This window comes from Streptomyces pseudoechinosporeus (genome assembly GCF_054783935.1).
On sequence record NZ_BAAGPS010000035.1, the window covers coordinates 203,072 to 218,591 of the forward strand.

Below are 15,520 nucleotides of genomic sequence, written 5' to 3' on the forward strand. Positions count from 1 at the left end.
GGGGTCGTACAACGCCGTACGACCCCGGTGTAGGCCGCAGCTCTCACATCTGGGACATTTTCCTATGCGCAAGAAGACGTTTGCCGCCGCCCTGGTCACCGCGGCCGCACTGACCCTGACCGCCTGCGGCAGCAGCGACAACAGCAGCAGCTCGCCCGTCGCCGAGGTGTCCGCCGAGACCGGCTCGGAGAAGGCCGCAACGGTCCTCGACAAGCCGTTCGAGAAGCCGGACCTCGTCCTCACCGACACCCAGGGCAAGCAGTACGACCTCCGCAAGGAGACCCAGGGGCAGCCGACGCTCATCTACTTCGGCTACACCAACTGCCCCGACATCTGCCCCCTGACGATGAACAACATCGCCGTCGCCAAGAAACAGCTCCCCAAGGCCGAGCAGGACAAGCTCCGCATCGTGTTCGTCACCACCGACCCGGAGCGGGACACGCCCCCCGAGCTCGGCAAATGGCTCAAGGGCATCGACCCCGCCGTCGTCGGCCTGACCGGCTCCTTCTCCACGATCCAGGGGGGCGCCCGGCAGCTCGGCATCTCCATAGAGCCGCCGACGAAGGACAAGGACGGCAAGGTCACCTCGATGCACGGCACCCAGGTCGTCGCTTTCTCGCCGAAGACCGACGCGGGCTATGTGCTGTACGGGGAGGACGCCACCGTCGACGACTACACCAAGGACCTCCCCAAGCTGATCAAGGGGCAGACACCGTGAGGCGTCCCATCGCGCCGGCCGTCGTCATGGCGGGCTGCCTGGCCCTCGCAGGCTGCGGCGGCTCGGCCGACGGCGCCGACGCGGCCCCCGACCTGTCGGTCCAGTCCGCCTACATGCCCCAGCCGGTCACGGAGTCCCTGGCGGCCGGTTATCTGACCGTCGTCAACAAGAGCGACAGCTCCGACGACCTCGTCTCTGCCACCAGCGACATCGCCGAGGACGTCACCGTCCACGAGACGTCCGGTCAGACGATGAAGGAGGCCGGCCCGCTGGAGATCCCCGCGGACGGCCGGCTCGTCCTCGAAAGCGGCGGCAACCACCTGATGTTCGAGAAGCTGAAGCACAGGCCCAAGGAGGGCGAGACGGTGTCCGTGAAGCTGCGCTTCACCAAGACCGACCCGATCACGGTCGAGATGCCGGTGAAGTCCGCCACGTACCGGCCGACGTCCACGAAGTCGTCGTCGGCGTCGTCGAATTCGCACCACTGAGGGAGGGACCACCGTGAGGCAGGCCATCGCTCCCCGCGTACGGATCCTGTTGTTGCTGCTCCTCGCCGTCACCGGCGCGCTGTTCGCCCAGGCCGCGCCCCTCTCCGCGCACGCCGCGCTGACCGGGAGCGACCCGCAGCAAGGAGCGGTGGTCGACGAGGCACCCTCCCAGGTGTCGCTGACCTTCTCCGAGAAGGTCGCGATGTCCGACGGCTCGGTGCGCGTCCTCGACCCGAAGGGCAAGCAGGTCGACACGGGCAAGACCACCGACCTGGGCAGCAACACGTACGCCGTGAACCTGCACGAGGGCCTGCCCGACGGCACGTTCACCGTCACCTATCAGGTGGTGTCGGCAGACAGCCACCCCGTCTCGGGGGCCTTCACCTTCTCCGTGGGCGCGCCCTCGAAGACCTCCGTCGCGTTGTCCGACCAGGAGGCGGGCGGCGGAGTCGTGGGCGGACTCTATGGTTTCGCGCGCTATGTGTCGTACGCGGGATTCGTACTCTTCGTCGGCGGCGCGGCCTTCGTCCTCGCCTGCTGGCAGCGCGGCGCCGGGGTACGGCCCGTGCAGCGGCTGGTGGTCTCCGGGTGGCTCGCGCTCACCGCGGCCACGCTCGCCATGCTGCTGTTGCGCGGCTCCTACACCGGGTCCGGGAAGGTCGGGGACATCTTCGACCTGAGTCTGCTCAGCCAGGTGCTGCAGACCAAGACGGGCGCGGCGCTGGTCTCGCGGCTGCTGCTGCTCGCCGCGGGCGCGCTGTTCATCGCCGTACTCTTCGGGGCCTTCGAGAAGCGCGAGGACGAGAAGGAGAAGCAGGATCTCACCTTCGGGCTGGCCATCGGCGGGTCCGTCGTGGCGGCGGGCCTGGCCGCGACCTGGGCCCTGGCCGAGCACGCCTCGACCGGCATCCAGACCGGGATCGCGATGCCCGTCGACGTCCTCCACCTGCTGGCCGTCGCCGCCTGGCTGGGCGGCCTGTCGGCGCTGCTGGTGGCGCTCTACCGCGCACCGTCGATCGAGTCATCCGCCGTACGCCGCTTCTCCGGCGTCGCGTTCGGCAGCGTGGCCGTCCTCGCCGCGACCGGGATCTACCAGTCGTGGCGGCAGCTCGGCTCCTGGTCGGCGCTCACCGATACGTCGTACGGGCAGCTGCTGCTCGTCAAGATCGGGCTGGTGGCCGTGCTCGTCGGCGTCGCGTGGATCTCCCGGCGCTGGACCACCCGGCTGACGTTTGCTCCGGAAACCGTGGTGGAAACCGAAGACTCCGAAGAGGTTGAGGAGCGTACGGACGAGAAGGAGCCGGCCGCCGCACAGGTGGGCGGCGGGGACAGCAAGCGCGCGGCCCAACTGGCCCGGCAGCGGGCCGCCGTAGCCACCGCGCGCGAGAAGCGCGCCCGCGACGCCGACCCGCGACGCTCGGGCCTGCGCCGCTCGGTGCTCGCCGAGGCGGCTGTCGCCGTGGTCGTGCTCGCCGTGACGACCGTGCTGACGTCCACCGAACCCGGTCGCACGGTGGAGGACGCCAAGGCCGCCACCGCCGCCTCGCAGCCGGAGTCCGCAGCGCTGTCCCTGGAGATGCCGTTCGACACGGGCGGCCAGGACGGCAAGGGCGTCGCACGGCTCGAACTCGACCCGGCACGCGTCGGCGGCAACGACATGCACGTCTACGTAGAGCGGCCCAACGGCAAGGCCTTCGACATTCCCGAGGTCAAGGTCGCCCTCACCCTTGAGGCCAGGGACATCGGACCCCTGCCCGTGGTCCCCGACCGCATCGCCACCGGACACTGGACGGCGAGCGGGGTGCAGATCCCCATGGCGGGCAGCTGGAACATCGCGGTCACCGTGCGGACCTCCGACATCGACCAGGTGACCGTCGACAAGAACGCGCAGATCGGCTGAACGACACCATGGCTGAACAGTCCACTCCGGATGCGTCTCCGTCGGCGCCTTCTCCCAAGGGAGGCGCTTCCAAGGAGGGTGCCGCAGGAATGGCCTCTCCCAAGGAGGCCTCTTCTGGAAATGGCCCTCTTAGGGAGGCTGTTTCCCAGGGGCCCTCTCCTGGAGGGGCCATTTCGCGGCGGCGGCTGCTCGGGACCGCCGGTGCCACCGGGCTCGCGCTCGGCGCGGCAGGCGGGGCCGCCGGTTATGCCGCGGCGCCCACCGCCGACCAGGCCGTGCCCCTCAGCTCGCTCGGCGCGGACGAGGTGATGTTTCACGGGAAACATCAGCCGGGCATCACCACCGCCCTCCAGGCACGCGGCCACCTCGTCGCCTTCGACCTGGCGGCGGGCGCGGGCCGCAAGGAGGCCGCCGCGCTGCTGCGCCGCTGGTCCGCCACGGCCCAGCGGCTGATGGCGGGCGAGGCGGCGGGCAGCGAGGACACGGATGTCGCACGCGACGCGGGCCCCTCGTCCCTGACCGTCACCTTCGGCTTCGGACACAGCTTCTTCGCCCGTACGGAACTGGAGAAGCAGCGCCCCATCGCCCTCGACCCGCTGCCCGACTTCTCCTCGGACCACCTCGACAAGGCGCGCAGCGACGGCGACCTGTGGGTGCAGATCGGCGCGAACGACGCCCTCGTCGCCTTCCACGCCCTGCGTGCGATCCAGAAGGACGCCGGATCGGCGGCCCGGGTCCGCTGGCAGATGAACGGCTTCAACCGCTCGCCGGGCGCCACCGCGCAGCCGATGACGGCCCGCAACCTGATGGGCCAGATCGACGGCACGCGCAATCCGAAGCCGTCCGAGGCGGACTTCGACCAGCGGATCTTCGTACCCGACTCGGGCGAGCCCTCATGGATGACCGGGGGCTCCTACGCCGTCGTACGCCGCATCCGCATGCTCCTCGACGACTGGGAGAAGCTCTCGCTCAAGGACCAGGAGGACGTCATCGGGCGACGCAAGTCGGACGGGGCACCGCTGACCGGCGGCACCGAGACCACCGAGCCGGAGCTGGAGAAGACGGACGCCTCCGGCAAGCTCGTCATCCCGATCAACGCACATGCGCGCATCACGCGACCCGACCAGAACGGCGGCGCCGCGATACTCCGTCGGCCGTTCTCCTTCCACGACGGCTTCGACGCGGACGGCGTACCGGACGCGGGCCTGCTCTTCGTCTGCTGGCAGGCCGACCCGCTGCGCGGCTTCGTACCGGTACAGCGCAAGCTCGACCGGGGGGACGCGCTGTCGGCGTTCATCCGGCACGAGGCGAGCGGACTGTTCGCGGTGCCGGGCGGGGCGGCAGAGGGGGAGTACGTGGGGCAGCGGTTGCTGGAGGGGTGAGAAAGCCCCCTGGGGCGACCGGGGCCGGAAGCGTGAGCCCGGCTGGGCAACGGCCCATTAGGGTGAGGCCATGCCAGCCAGCTACGCGTATCTCGGCCCCGAGGGCACCTTCACCGAAGTCGCCCTGCGCACACTCCCGGAAACCGCCACCCGGGAACTCGTCCCGATGGTGTCCGTGCCCGCCGCGCTCGACGCGGTCCGAGGCGGCGAGGCCGAGGCGGCTTTCGTACCGATCGAGAACTCCGTCGAGGGCGGCATCACCACAACGCTCGACGAACTGGTCGCCGGCGAACCGCTGATGATCTACCGGGAGGTGCTGCTCTCGATCACTTTCGCCCTGCTGGTCAGGCCGGGCACAAAGCTCTCGGACATCAAGACGGTGACCGCGCACCCGGCTGCTCAGCCGCAGGTGCGCAACTGGATGAAGAACAACCTCCCGGACGTGATCTGGGAGTCGGCGGCCTCGAACGCGGACGGCGCGCGCCTGGTACAGGAGGGGCGCTACGACGCGGCCTTCGCGGGTGAGTTCGCGGCGCAGCGGTACGGCCTGGTGCCACTGGAGAGCGGCATCCACGATGCGGAGAACGCGCAGACCCGGTTCGTACTGGTGGGCAAGCCCGCCCGGCCCGCGGCACCGACCGGCGCGGACAAGACGTCCGTGGTCGTCGCGCTGCCAGATGACCACCCGGGCGCCCTGCTCGAACTGCTCCAGGAGTTCGCCGTACGCGGCGTCAACCTGATGCTGCTGCAGTCCCGGCCGACCGGTGAGGGCATCGGCAACTACCGCTTCGCCATCGACGCCGAGGGCCATATCGCGGACCGCCGGGTGAGCGAGGCGCTGATGGGCCTCAAGCGGAGGTGTCCGCAGGTGCGGTTCCTCGGGTCCTATCCGCGGGCCGAGGTCGACCCCCAGGACGTACGCGCGCCGGGGGCCGGTACGTCCGACGGCGAGTTCGCGGCGGCCTCCGACTGGCTGGTGCGCTGCCAGGACGGCCGGTTCTAGCCGGTCTTACCAGCCGCTCTTCTTTATCCCCAGAAGTTATCCACAGGCCGGGTTCTCGACCTGGGGACAAGTCGACAACGAGGCGTGATGCAGTCGACAAATCGCCCTACGGCCCTCAACTGGACCCACAGCCCGGCAGGTCACCCTTCGTCCACCCGTTTCCCTCAACCCATCCTTTGGAGCGAACCATTTCCACCCGAAAGTGGGCGTAGAGAAGGTCGGGTTCGGGAGTTTTTCGTCCCCGCAAGCCGCCTTCGGAACGATCATCTCCGAAGTCCACAGACCTTTCGCACAGCCTGTGGATAACTCTCCGAGGGGTGTGGATGCCTGTGGACAACCCGCTCCCCGAGTCCCCCTCAGCACAAGGGAATCGGGTCAACTCGCTGAACCTTGGGTGCCCTATACCGGGGAGTTTAACTCCTTTTGCTGACAGAGTTGATCAATCCCTGCATAACTTGCCAGAAGGGATAGATCGAAATACCGGGTCGTGGGCCCGAACCCCACACCGGTAGCCTTGAGGGGTGATTGACCTTCGCCTGCTCCGTGAGGACCCCGACCGTGTGCGCGCGTCGCAGCGCGCCCGTGGAGAGGACGTCGCACTCGTCGACGCCCTGCTCTCCGCCGACGAGCGGCGCAGGTCGTCCGGCGTCCGCTTCGACGAGCTGCGCGCCGAGCAGAGGGCGCTCGGCAAGCTCATCCCCAAGGCTTCCGGCGATGAGAAGGCCGAGCTGTTGAAGAAGGCGGGCCAGCTTGCCGCCGACGTCAAGGCGGCCGACGCCTCGAAGGACGAGGCCGCAGCCGAGGCCCAGGAGCTGCTGCTCCAGCTGGGCAACCTCGTGCACCCCGACGTCCCGGTCGGCGGCGAGGAGGACTTCGTCACGCTGGAGACGCACGGCACGATCCGTGACTTCGCGGCCGAGGGCTTCGAGCCGAAGGACCACCTGGAGCTCGGCACGACACTCGGCGCGATCGACGTCGAGCGCGGCGCGAAGGTCTCCGGCTCGCGCTTCTACTTCCTCACCGGCGTGGGCGCCCTGCTGGAACTCGCGCTGGTGAACGCGGCGATGGCACAGGCCACGGCCGCCGGTTTCACGCCGATGCTGACTCCGGCGCTGGTCCGTCCGCAAGCGATGGCCGGCACAGGCTTCCTCGGCCAGGCCGCGCAGGACGTGTACCGCCTGGACAATGACGACCTGTACCTGGTCGGCACCTCCGAGGTGGCGCTCGCCGCGTACCACATGGACGAGATCATCGACGGCGACCGCCTCCCGATGCGCTACGCGGGCTTCTCGCCGTGCTTCCGCCGCGAGGCCGGCTCGCACGGCAAGGACACGCGCGGCATCTTCCGGGTGCACCAGTTCGACAAGGTCGAGATGTTCTCGTACGTCGACCCGGCGGACTCGCAGGCCGAGCACCAGCGCCTGCTGGACTGGGAGAAGCAGTGGCTGACCTCGTTGGAGCTGCCGTTCCGGGTGATCGACGTGGCTTCGGCCGACCTGGGGTCCTCGGCGGCCCGTAAGTTCGACTGCGAGGCGTGGATCCCCACCCAGGGCAAGTACCGCGAGCTGACGTCGACTTCGGACTGCACCGAATTCCAGTCGCGCCGCCTCGCGATCCGTATGCGTGACGGCAAGACGGTGAAGCCGCTCGCGACGCTGAACGGCACGCTGTGCGCCGTACCGCGCACGATCGTGGCGATCCTGGAGAACCATCAGCAGGCCGATGGCTCCGTACGGGTGCCTGAGGTGCTGCGGCCGTTCCTGGGTGGCCGGGAGATCCTGGAGCCGGTCGCCAAGGCCGCCAAGTGAGCGACTCCGCTCCCGCCTTCCCGTACAAGCTCGTCGCGACCGATCTCGACGGAACGCTGCTGCGCTCCGACGACACGGTCTCGGAGCGCACCCGTGAGGCGCTCGCCGCGGCCACCGCGGCGGGCGCCGCGCACATCGTCGTCACCGGGCGGGCGGCGCCGTGGACCCGCCACATCCTCGACGAACTCGGGTACGACGGGATCGCGGTGTGTTCTCAGGGCGCGCAGGTGTACGACGCGGGGGCGAACCGGCTGCTCACCACACTTACCCTCGACCGGCAGCTGGCCGGCTTGGCGCTCGCCAAGATCGAGGCGGAGGTCGGTCCGCTGGCCCTGGCCGCGAGCCGTGACGGCCTCGACGGCGACGTCCTGATCGGACCGGGCTACCAGGTCCAGGGACAGCTGCAGGCCCTCCCGTTCACCGACCGCGCGGAACTGTGGGCCGAGCCGCTGACGAAGCTGTACATCCAGCACCCGCGTCTGACCGACGACGAACTCGCGGACGCGGCCCGTCAGGCGGTCGGCGGTCTGGTGTCCATCACCATGGCGGGCGAGGGCATCGTCGAGATCCTTCCCCTCGGTCTCTCCAAGGCCACGGGCCTCTCGCTTGCGGCCCGCCGTCTGGGTGTCAAGGCGGCCGACACGATCGCCTTCGGTGACATGCCCAACGACATCCCGATGTTCGGCTGGTCCGCGCACGGCGTGGCCATGGCCAACGCCCATGAGGAACTCAAGGCGGTCGCCGACGAGTTGACCCTGTCCAACGAGGAGGACGGGATCGCCGTGGTGCTGGAGCGGTTGCTGGGCTGAGCGCGCAACGCTGCCGCTGTGACCTGGCGCCTGGCACATCACAGCGACAGCGTTCCGGCAACGTCGGGAGGGGCGGCCCGCGCGAGATGCGCGCTCGAAGCGGCCGCCCCGGGCAGCTCCCCGTGCGGGGCGGACTCGACGGAGCGGTAGCTACTCCGGAGTGCGCCGCGGGCTGCCCTGTCGGGAGCTCGACGAACTGCTACTGATGGGCATCGTCGCGCTCCTCTCCCAGAATGCGGCGCCGGAGGAACCCGGCGACCTGGACATAACTACTCTGCCCGTACGCCGAGTTGGGCGCCACCGAATAAAAGGGCACTCCGGGCGGGCAGCGCGGAGGCGTTGGCCACCGCCCAGTGCGCCAGCCCCAGCCGCGGCCCTGGAGCGGCTACCGTCGGCGCCACCTGCGTCGTCGCGCCTTGCTGAAGAACCAGCCCGCGGGCGGCTCGTCGGACCGCCAGGGCTGCGGCTCGGGGCCTCCGTTACGCCAGCGGGCCGCGAGCATACGGGCGCGTGCCGACGGCTCGGCCGTCTCGGCGGACCGTATGAAGTCCTCGTCCAGGACGAGTTCGTCCCAGGTGTCCTCGGACTCCCCCTGACCATCGCTTCGCGGTGCCTGCCTTGCCATCCCCGTTCCTCCTTGTCGTGCATCCCCTTTGGACAAGTGTGCCGTTGCGCGGGTAAAGCCGATCTCAAGATCAAAAGCTCCGCATCGCAAGAGTCCCCGCACCGCACAGTCCTCGCATCGCAAGAGGCCCCACGCGCGCGTGCACCCCCAACATCGGGCACGCGCGCGTGGAGCCGCCCCGACTCCCCGGAGCGCTTACTCCTCGCCGGCCAGCGTCAGCGACCGCAGCTTCTGCCCCGCGAACCATGTGGCGGCCACGGTCACCACGATCAGCAGCACCGTCCCGGTCGCCATGCCGACCTCGGAGGTGACGAGGTCGGCGCCCGTGACCTCGTGGGCCACGGCCAGCGACCACTGCTGGACGCTGAGCGTGCGCGCCCCGGACACCAGCGACCCGAAGAGGGCCTCCCATACCAGGGCGTAGACGAGCCCGAAGACCACCGCGTGCCGTGTGACCGTGCCGAGCAGCAGGAAGAGGGCGGCGTACGCGATGGAGGCGACCAGCGCGGCCACGGTGTACGCGACGGCGATCTGCTGACCGTTGCCGTTCAGGATCATCCCCGCGAGGAACGTCGGGATCGCGGAGAACGCCATGGTCACGGCGATGGCGACGATCAGCTTGGTGAAGATGATCGTGGGGCGCTTGATCGGCTTGGCGAGCAGGTACACGACGGAACCGTCGTCGATCTCCGGGCCGATCGCGCCCGTACCGGCGATGACGCCGATGATCGGGACCATGGTGGCGAGCGCGAACCCGCCGAGGAGGTTGGTGGCCACCTGATCGTCGGTGCCGGTGAAGGCACGGACCGCCACGGAGAGCACGATCAGCAGCAAGGGCAGTGCGCCCAGGATGAGGGCCCGGCGGCGGCCGAGCAGGGCCCGGTAGGTGAGCCGGGCGACTGTGGGGTCGTACATCTTGGCCTCCTACGCCGCGACGAGATACGAGAAGACGGACTCGAGGGACTCGTCCGACGGCGAGACTGTCAGCAGCCGGATGCCGTGGTCCCGGGCCACCCGCGGCAGCAGTGCCGTGAAGCGCCCGAAGTCGACCGCCTGGATACGCAACGCGCCCTCCTGGAGGTCCACTTCGATGCCGGAGGTCGACGGGTCGGCGATGAGCGCGGCCGCGAGCGCGCGGTCGTCGCTGGAACGCACGAGGTAGCGGTGCGGGCGGTCGGTCATCAGGCGGCGGATGCGCCGGAAGTCGCCGCTCGCGGCGTGCCGTCCGGCGACGATCACCTCGATGTGCGAGGCGAGTTGCTCGACCTCTTCGAGGATGTGGGACGAGAACAGCACCGTGCGACCCTCGTCTCCCATGCGGCGCAGCAGGTCCATCAGCTGCATGCGCTGGCGCGGGTCCATGCCGTTGAAGGGCTCGTCGAGCAGCAGCAGGGACGGCTCGTGGACGAGCGCGGAGGCCATCTTCACGCGCTGCCGCATGCCCTTGGAGTACGTGGAGATCTTCCTGTCCTGCGCGTACTCCATCTCGACCGTGGCGAGGGCCCTGTGGGCGGCCTTCTTGCCGAGGCCGTGCAACTCGGCGTTGGCGACAACGAATTCGCGGCCGGTGAGGAAGTCGTACATCCCCTCGCGCTCCGGGACGATGCCGATCTTCTTGTAGATCTGTTCGTTGCGCCAGGTCGGCTGGCCGTCGAGTGTGACGGAGCCCGTGGAGGGGGCCAGGAAGCCGCCCATCATGTTGATGAGGGTGGATTTTCCGGCGCCGTTCGGGCCCAGCAGGCCAGTGACGCCCGGGCCGATCGTCATGGTGATGTCGTTGACGGCCACCACGTTTCCGAACCAGCGTGAGACGTGGTCGATGTTGAGCGTGGTCACAGTCCGACCTTTCGGTAGCGGCGCATCAGGAGGCCGTAGCAGCCCGCGATGAGGCCCAGGACGACGAGGAGGTAGACGACGCCCTCGCCGGTCGACGGACCCACTTCTCCGGGGAAGGAGGACGAGGCGCCGAGGAAGGCGGTCTGTACTCCGTCGATGAGCGTGATGGGCGAGAAGAGGCCGAGCCAGGCGATCACGCCGGTGCTTTCCTGTTCGTACGCGATGGCCTGGACGGTGGACACCGCCCCGTAGGAGATGGTCAGCGTGGCGATGACGGCCGCGATGCCGAAGCCGCGGCGCGGAGTGACCGCCGAGATGACCAGGCCGATGCCGGCGAAGAGCAGGGAAAGCAGTGCCACGGAGACGAGCCCTTGTGCGAAGCCCTTGGTCTGGTGCGTGAAGTCAAGTTTGGCCAGCAGTGCGCCCACATAGAGCACGAGCAGTGGCGCGGCGGTGAGGATGAACATCGCCGAGGCCAGCGCCGCGTACTTGGCGCGGACGTAGTCGGCGGTCTCGATGGGGCGCGAGAAGTACAGCGGTACGGTCTTGAAGCGCAGGTCGCGTGAGACGGACTGCGGTGCCTGCGAGGCCACGTACAGGCCGATGACCGCCTGCAGGAAGATCGCATAGCGCGTGTAGTCGACCGGCAGGTCCTTCGCCGTGGTGGCGACCGCGACGGCCACCATGATGGCCGCGGGCACGCACATCACCACGAAGAGCAGCATCGGCAGGACCTTGGACTTGACCGAGCGGCCGAGGCCGTACGAGCCGCGCAGGGACTGCGAGTAGAGCGAGCGGCGGGCGTAGGCGCGGCCCAGGCGCGGGCCGTCGTAGTTGCGGTAGCCGATGTTGTGGATCCGGGTCTGCTCGCCTGCCCGGGCCGGGGTCTGCTCAACCGCCATGGCCGACCGCCTCCTTCCGCGCTTCGTCGGCGTCCTTGAAGACCTCCGAGATGTGGTGCCTGCGCTGTTCCATACGGACCAGGCCGAGGCCGAGGTCGGCGACGATGTCGCGTACGAGGTCGTACGTCTCCTCGCCGTCCGCCGTCAGCAGCAGGATGTGACCGGCGCCCGGCAGTCCGCTGCCGTCGTGGGTGTCGATCCCGCGCGCGTGCAGCACGTCGCGCACCGCACGGGTGCCGTCCGGGTGGTCGTCGGTGTCGGTGACCTCGATCGCGAGGATCGCCGTGCTCTGCGTGAAGTCCGTGGTGGAGCTGGACCGCAGAAGCTTGCCGCCGTCGATGACGACGACGTGGTCGCAGGTGCGCTCCAGCTCGCCCAGCAGGTGCGAGGTGACCAGGACCGAGATGCCGAAGTCGGTGTGGATGCGGCGGATCAGGCCCAGCATCTCGTCGCGGCCGACCGGGTCGAGGCCATTGGTCGGCTCGTCGAGGAAGACCAGCTGGGGGTCGTGGACGAGGGCCTGCGCGAGCTTCACGCGCTGCTTCATGCCGGTCGAATAGCCGCCGATGGGGCGGTAGCGCTCCTCGTACAGGCCGACGTGGCGCAGCGTGTCCGCAGTGCGCTCACGGGCGGCCGCCGGGGGCAGGCCGGACATGCGCGCCATATGGACGACGAACTCGGTGGCCGAGACATCGGGCGGCAGGCAGTCGTGCTCGGGCATGTACCCGACCCGCTCGCGGATGTCACCGCCCTTCGTGGCGACATCGAGGCCGAGCACTTCTGCGCGGCCCTCGGTGGCCGGGGACAGACCCAGCAGGATCTTGATCAGTGTGGACTTGCCGGCTCCGTTGGCTCCGACGAGTCCCGTCACACCGGGCCCGACATCCACGGAGAGCCGGTCAAGCGCGGTCACCCTGGGGAACCGCTTGCTCAGGCTTTCGGTCGCGATCACAGTCACGATTCGAAGGTAGTGGCGCAGGCCACAGCGGGGCGTCACCCCAGGGAGCTGTATCGGCGTCCCTCTCCAGTATTACGGGCCCGTAAGGGTCACCCTGAGGTCGAACAACCGGTGCCGGATTTCCACGTCGGGCGGGTTGTCCACAGGCTCCGCACCTGCCCGTTGACGCGGCTTCCAACAATTGGAACATTCGACAGGGCCCGGCACGCGATCGCTGACGGGCCTGACCAGCATGCGTAAGGGGGGAGCGTGTGAGCAAGCGAGGCCATACGAGCAAGGGGGATCGCCCGACAGGCGAAGGTCTGCTCAAGGGCGCGCGCGAGCGCTGGGTGCGGACGGGCGAGGTCGAGTTGTGCGTCGCCGAACTGGGGGATCCCGCGCAGCCGACCGTCCTGCTCGTCCACGGCTATCCGGACACCAAGGAGATGTGGTCCGAGGTCGCTCCACGCCTCGCCGAGCGCGGATTTCACGTGGTGCTGTACGACGTCCGGGGCCACGGCAGGTCGACCGCACCGCAGCCGCTGCGCGGCGGGTTCACACTGGAGAAGCTGACGGACGATTTCCTGGCGGTCGCGGACGCGGTCAGCCCCGACCGGCCGGTGCACCTGGTCGGGCACGACTGGGGCTCGGGCCAGGGCTGGGAATTCGTCACGGTCGGGCGCACCGAGGGGCGGATCGCCTCCTTCACATCGATGGCCGGACCCTCCGTGGACCACTTCGGGCACTGGATCAAAAAGCGCATCACCCGCCCGACCCCACGCAGGCTCGGCCAACTCCTCGGCCAGGGAGCCAGGTCCTGGTACATCTACGCGCTGCACATCCCCGTCCTGCCCGAACTCCTCGGCCGCGGCCCACTCGGCAAGCAGTGGCCGAAGATCCTGCGGCGGATCGAGAAGATACCCACCGACGAATACCCGACCGCCTCGCTGCCCTCGGACGCGGCCCACGGCGTGTGGCTGTACCGGGACAACCTCCGGGCGCGCCTGCGCAATCCACGCCCGTACGCGTACGCACACGCGCCCGTGCAGCTCATCACGCCCCTGGACGACACCTTCCTGTCCAAGCGGCTCTACGACGAGCTGGAGCTGTGGGCCCCGCAGCTGGTCCGCCGCACGCTCCCGGCCAACCATTGGATCCCGCGCACCCGGCCCGATCAACTGGCCGCCTGGATCACCGAGTTCGTGACCTCGACCGAGAGTGGAACGCCCACACCGGTGGCGACCGGCAAGTACGCGGACCGCTTCGGCGGGCAGCTCGTACTGGTCACCGGGGCGGGCAGCGGCATCGGGCGGGCCACCGCCCTGGCGTTCGCCGAGGCCGGCGCACGCGTGGTGGCCGTCGACCGGGACGCGCAGAGCGCGGCCCGCACCGCGGAGCTGTCCCGTCAGGGCGGCGCCACCGAAGCGTGGGCCGAGACGGTCGACGTCTGTGACGAACAGGCCATGGAGAAGTTCGCCGACAAGGTCGCCGCCGAGTACGGGGTGGTCGACGTACTGGTGAACAACGCCGGGATCGGGCTCTCCGGCTCCTTCTTCGACACCACGCCGGAGGACTGGAAGAAGATCCTCGACGTCAACCTGTGGGGCGTGATCCACGGCTGCCGGCTCTTCGGCAGGCAGATGGTCGAGCGCGGACAGGGCGGCCATATCGTCAACACCGCGTCGGCGGCGGCGTATCTGCCCTCGAAGACGCTGCCCGCCTACAGCACCTCCAAGGCGGCGGTGCTGATGCTCAGCGAGTGCCTGCGCGCGGAGCTGGCAGGCCAGGGCATCGGCGTCTCGGCGATCTGCCCGGGATTCGTCAACACCAACATCACCTCGACCGCACACTTCGCGGGCGTCGACGCCGACGAGGAGAATCGGCGCCGGAAGAAGACCGCGCGGCTGTATGGGCTGCGCAATTACCCACCGGAGAAGGTCGCCGACGCCGTCCTGCGCGCCGTCGTCCGCAACCAGCCCATGGTGCCCGTGACTCCCGAGGCCCGCGGCGCCCACCTCATGGCCCGCTTCACACCCAGGGCACTGCGCGCGATCGGACGGATAGAGCCACGACTGTGAGGAGATGGCTGAGACAGCTGCGATGGCTGAGGAAAAACACAGAAAGCGACGGAGAGTTGTCCACAGGTAACGTCAACTTGCCCTGTGGATAACGCACTTGGCTGTGGATCAAACCTCCACACCTAAATAAAATGCGTGATCAGCGTCTCACCAGGCACTCTGGCGCCATGAACGAACCCGAACCCGATTCCCAAACCGATTCGGAGACCGATTCCGGGATCGATGAACGCCGCACCGTGGCGGTGTCGAAGTACCTCTCAAAACATCTGCGGCATCAGCCCGGGCAGATAGGGCTCACGCTCGACGAGGGCGGCTGGGCCGAGATCGAGACGCTGATGGCCGCGGCGGCAGCCCACGGCTTCCGGTTCACGCGGGCCGAGCTCGACCACGTGGTGGCCACCAACGACAAGCGGCGCTTCGCGATCGAAGGCACCCGGATCCGCGCCAGCCAAGGCCACTCCGTCGAGGTGGACCTCGGTCTGCCCTCGGCGACGCCGCCCGCGTACCTCTACCACGGGACCGTGGCCCGCAGCCTGGACGCAATCCGCGCCGAGGGCCTCAGGCCCATGAACCGGCACGACGTGCACCTCTCACCGGACCGCGAGACCGCGAGCCGCGTCGGTGCCCGCCGCGGCCGTCCCGTCGTGCTCTCCGTGGACGCCGCCGCCATGCACCACGACGGCCACGTCTTCCGGGTCAGCGCCAACGGCGTCTGGCTCACGGCCGCCGTGCCCCCGCGCTACCTGCGGTTTCCCGGCCCGCACTGACCGGCCGCATCGGAGACCCTGGGCTGCGCCTGGGCTCGGAGCCATGAGCCTGCGCATGCTCCTGAGCACCGTGATCCTGCCGTACCTCCGCCTGCTCGGTCGGCAGCGTCACCGTGATCCGTGTCGTATCCGCCATGACGCGAACATACTGCGATATGCGCCCTGCGGTCGTCTCGCTCCGCACACGTCCGCACGCAGACGCAGAGTACCCACTGCGGGTGACACCGAGGCCGTGCTCACCGAAAAGGGACGGCCACCCGGCGTCTG

At 69.1% G+C, this 15,520-nt stretch carries 14 protein-coding genes; 9 read left to right on the forward strand and 5 right to left on the reverse strand.

Annotated features, from left to right (window positions below):
- Positions 1 to 64: 64 nt before the first annotated feature.
- The 7 genes from ACYVO6_RS32055 to ACYVO6_RS32085 all read left to right on the forward strand — a co-directional run bounded on the left by ACYVO6_RS32055 (position 65) and on the right by ACYVO6_RS32085 (position 8,108).
- Positions 65 to 718 carry an SCO family protein gene (locus tag ACYVO6_RS32055; RefSeq protein WP_461067288.1) on the forward strand — a complete coding sequence of 218 codons (654 nt, stop codon included), beginning with the start codon at positions 65 to 67 and terminating at the stop codon, positions 716 to 718.
- On the forward strand, positions 715 to 1,206 hold the full coding sequence (locus ACYVO6_RS32060; protein WP_461067290.1) for a copper chaperone PCu(A)C: 492 nt from the start codon (positions 715 to 717) through the stop codon (positions 1,204 to 1,206). Before ACYVO6_RS32055 ends, ACYVO6_RS32060 begins: the two co-directional genes overlap by 4 nt.
- Before the next feature lie 13 nt (positions 1,207 to 1,219).
- A complete protein-coding gene (locus ACYVO6_RS32065; RefSeq protein ID WP_461067292.1) occupies positions 1,220 to 3,106 on the forward strand; it encodes a copper resistance CopC/CopD family protein in 1,887 nt (628 codons plus the stop codon).
- A gap of 8 nt (positions 3,107 to 3,114) precedes the next feature.
- Positions 3,115 to 4,488 carry an iron uptake transporter deferrochelatase/peroxidase subunit gene (gene efeB / locus ACYVO6_RS32070; RefSeq protein ID WP_461067294.1) on the forward strand — a complete coding sequence of 458 codons (1,374 nt, stop codon included), beginning with the start codon at positions 3,115 to 3,117 and terminating at the stop codon, positions 4,486 to 4,488.
- A 70-nt stretch (positions 4,489 to 4,558) separates the two neighbouring features.
- Positions 4,559 to 5,491, forward strand: coding sequence for a prephenate dehydratase (pheA, locus tag ACYVO6_RS32075; RefSeq protein WP_461067296.1), 933 nt, complete (start codon positions 4,559 to 4,561; stop codon positions 5,489 to 5,491).
- 521 nt (positions 5,492 to 6,012) lie between these two features.
- Positions 6,013 to 7,299, forward strand: coding sequence for a serine--tRNA ligase (gene serS / locus ACYVO6_RS32080; RefSeq protein ID WP_461067298.1), 1,287 nt, complete (start codon positions 6,013 to 6,015; stop codon positions 7,297 to 7,299).
- Positions 7,296 to 8,108: an HAD family hydrolase gene (locus tag ACYVO6_RS32085; protein ID WP_461067300.1), complete on the forward strand. Its 813-nt coding sequence runs from the start codon at positions 7,296 to 7,298 to the stop codon at positions 8,106 to 8,108. The genes serS and ACYVO6_RS32085 overlap by 4 nt, the downstream gene beginning before the upstream one ends.
- A 385-nt stretch (positions 8,109 to 8,493) precedes the next feature.
- On the opposite strand, the gene ACYVO6_RS32090 is transcribed toward ACYVO6_RS32085, so the two are convergent.
- From ACYVO6_RS32090 to ACYVO6_RS32110, 5 genes are all read right to left on the reverse strand, one after another.
- Positions 8,494 to 8,733, reverse strand: a complete 240-nt coding sequence (locus ACYVO6_RS32090; RefSeq protein WP_033321251.1) for an SGM_3592 family protein — start codon at positions 8,731 to 8,733, stop codon at positions 8,494 to 8,496.
- Positions 8,734 to 8,928: 195 nt separating this feature from the next.
- Positions 8,929 to 9,648 carry an ABC transporter permease subunit gene (locus tag ACYVO6_RS32095; protein WP_461067303.1) on the reverse strand — a complete coding sequence of 240 codons (720 nt, stop codon included), beginning with the start codon at positions 9,646 to 9,648 and terminating at the stop codon, positions 8,929 to 8,931.
- Positions 9,649 to 9,657: 9 nt separating this feature from the next.
- On the reverse strand, positions 9,658 to 10,569 hold the full coding sequence (locus ACYVO6_RS32100) for an ABC transporter ATP-binding protein (protein ID WP_461067305.1): 912 nt from the start codon (positions 10,567 to 10,569) through the stop codon (positions 9,658 to 9,660).
- On the reverse strand, positions 10,566 to 11,471 hold the full coding sequence (locus ACYVO6_RS32105) for an ABC transporter permease (RefSeq protein WP_461067307.1): 906 nt from the start codon (positions 11,469 to 11,471) through the stop codon (positions 10,566 to 10,568). The genes ACYVO6_RS32100 and ACYVO6_RS32105 overlap by 4 nt, the downstream gene beginning before the upstream one ends.
- Positions 11,461 to 12,423 (reverse strand): ABC transporter ATP-binding protein, encoded by a 963-nt coding sequence (locus tag ACYVO6_RS32110; protein WP_461067424.1) that lies wholly within the window; start codon positions 12,421 to 12,423, stop codon positions 11,461 to 11,463. The genes ACYVO6_RS32105 and ACYVO6_RS32110 overlap by 11 nt, the downstream gene beginning before the upstream one ends.
- Positions 12,424 to 12,680: 257 nt before the next feature.
- Here ACYVO6_RS32110 and ACYVO6_RS32115 point away from each other — a divergent pair, with 257 nt between their 5' ends.
- On the forward strand, positions 12,681 to 14,486 hold the full coding sequence (locus tag ACYVO6_RS32115; protein WP_461067309.1) for an SDR family oxidoreductase: 1,806 nt from the start codon (positions 12,681 to 12,683) through the stop codon (positions 14,484 to 14,486).
- A 218-nt stretch (positions 14,487 to 14,704) separates the two neighbouring features.
- On the forward strand, positions 14,705 to 15,253 hold the full coding sequence (locus tag ACYVO6_RS32120) for an RNA 2'-phosphotransferase (RefSeq protein ID WP_461067426.1): 549 nt from the start codon (positions 14,705 to 14,707) through the stop codon (positions 15,251 to 15,253).
- The last annotated feature ends 267 nt before the right edge of the window (positions 15,254 to 15,520 follow it).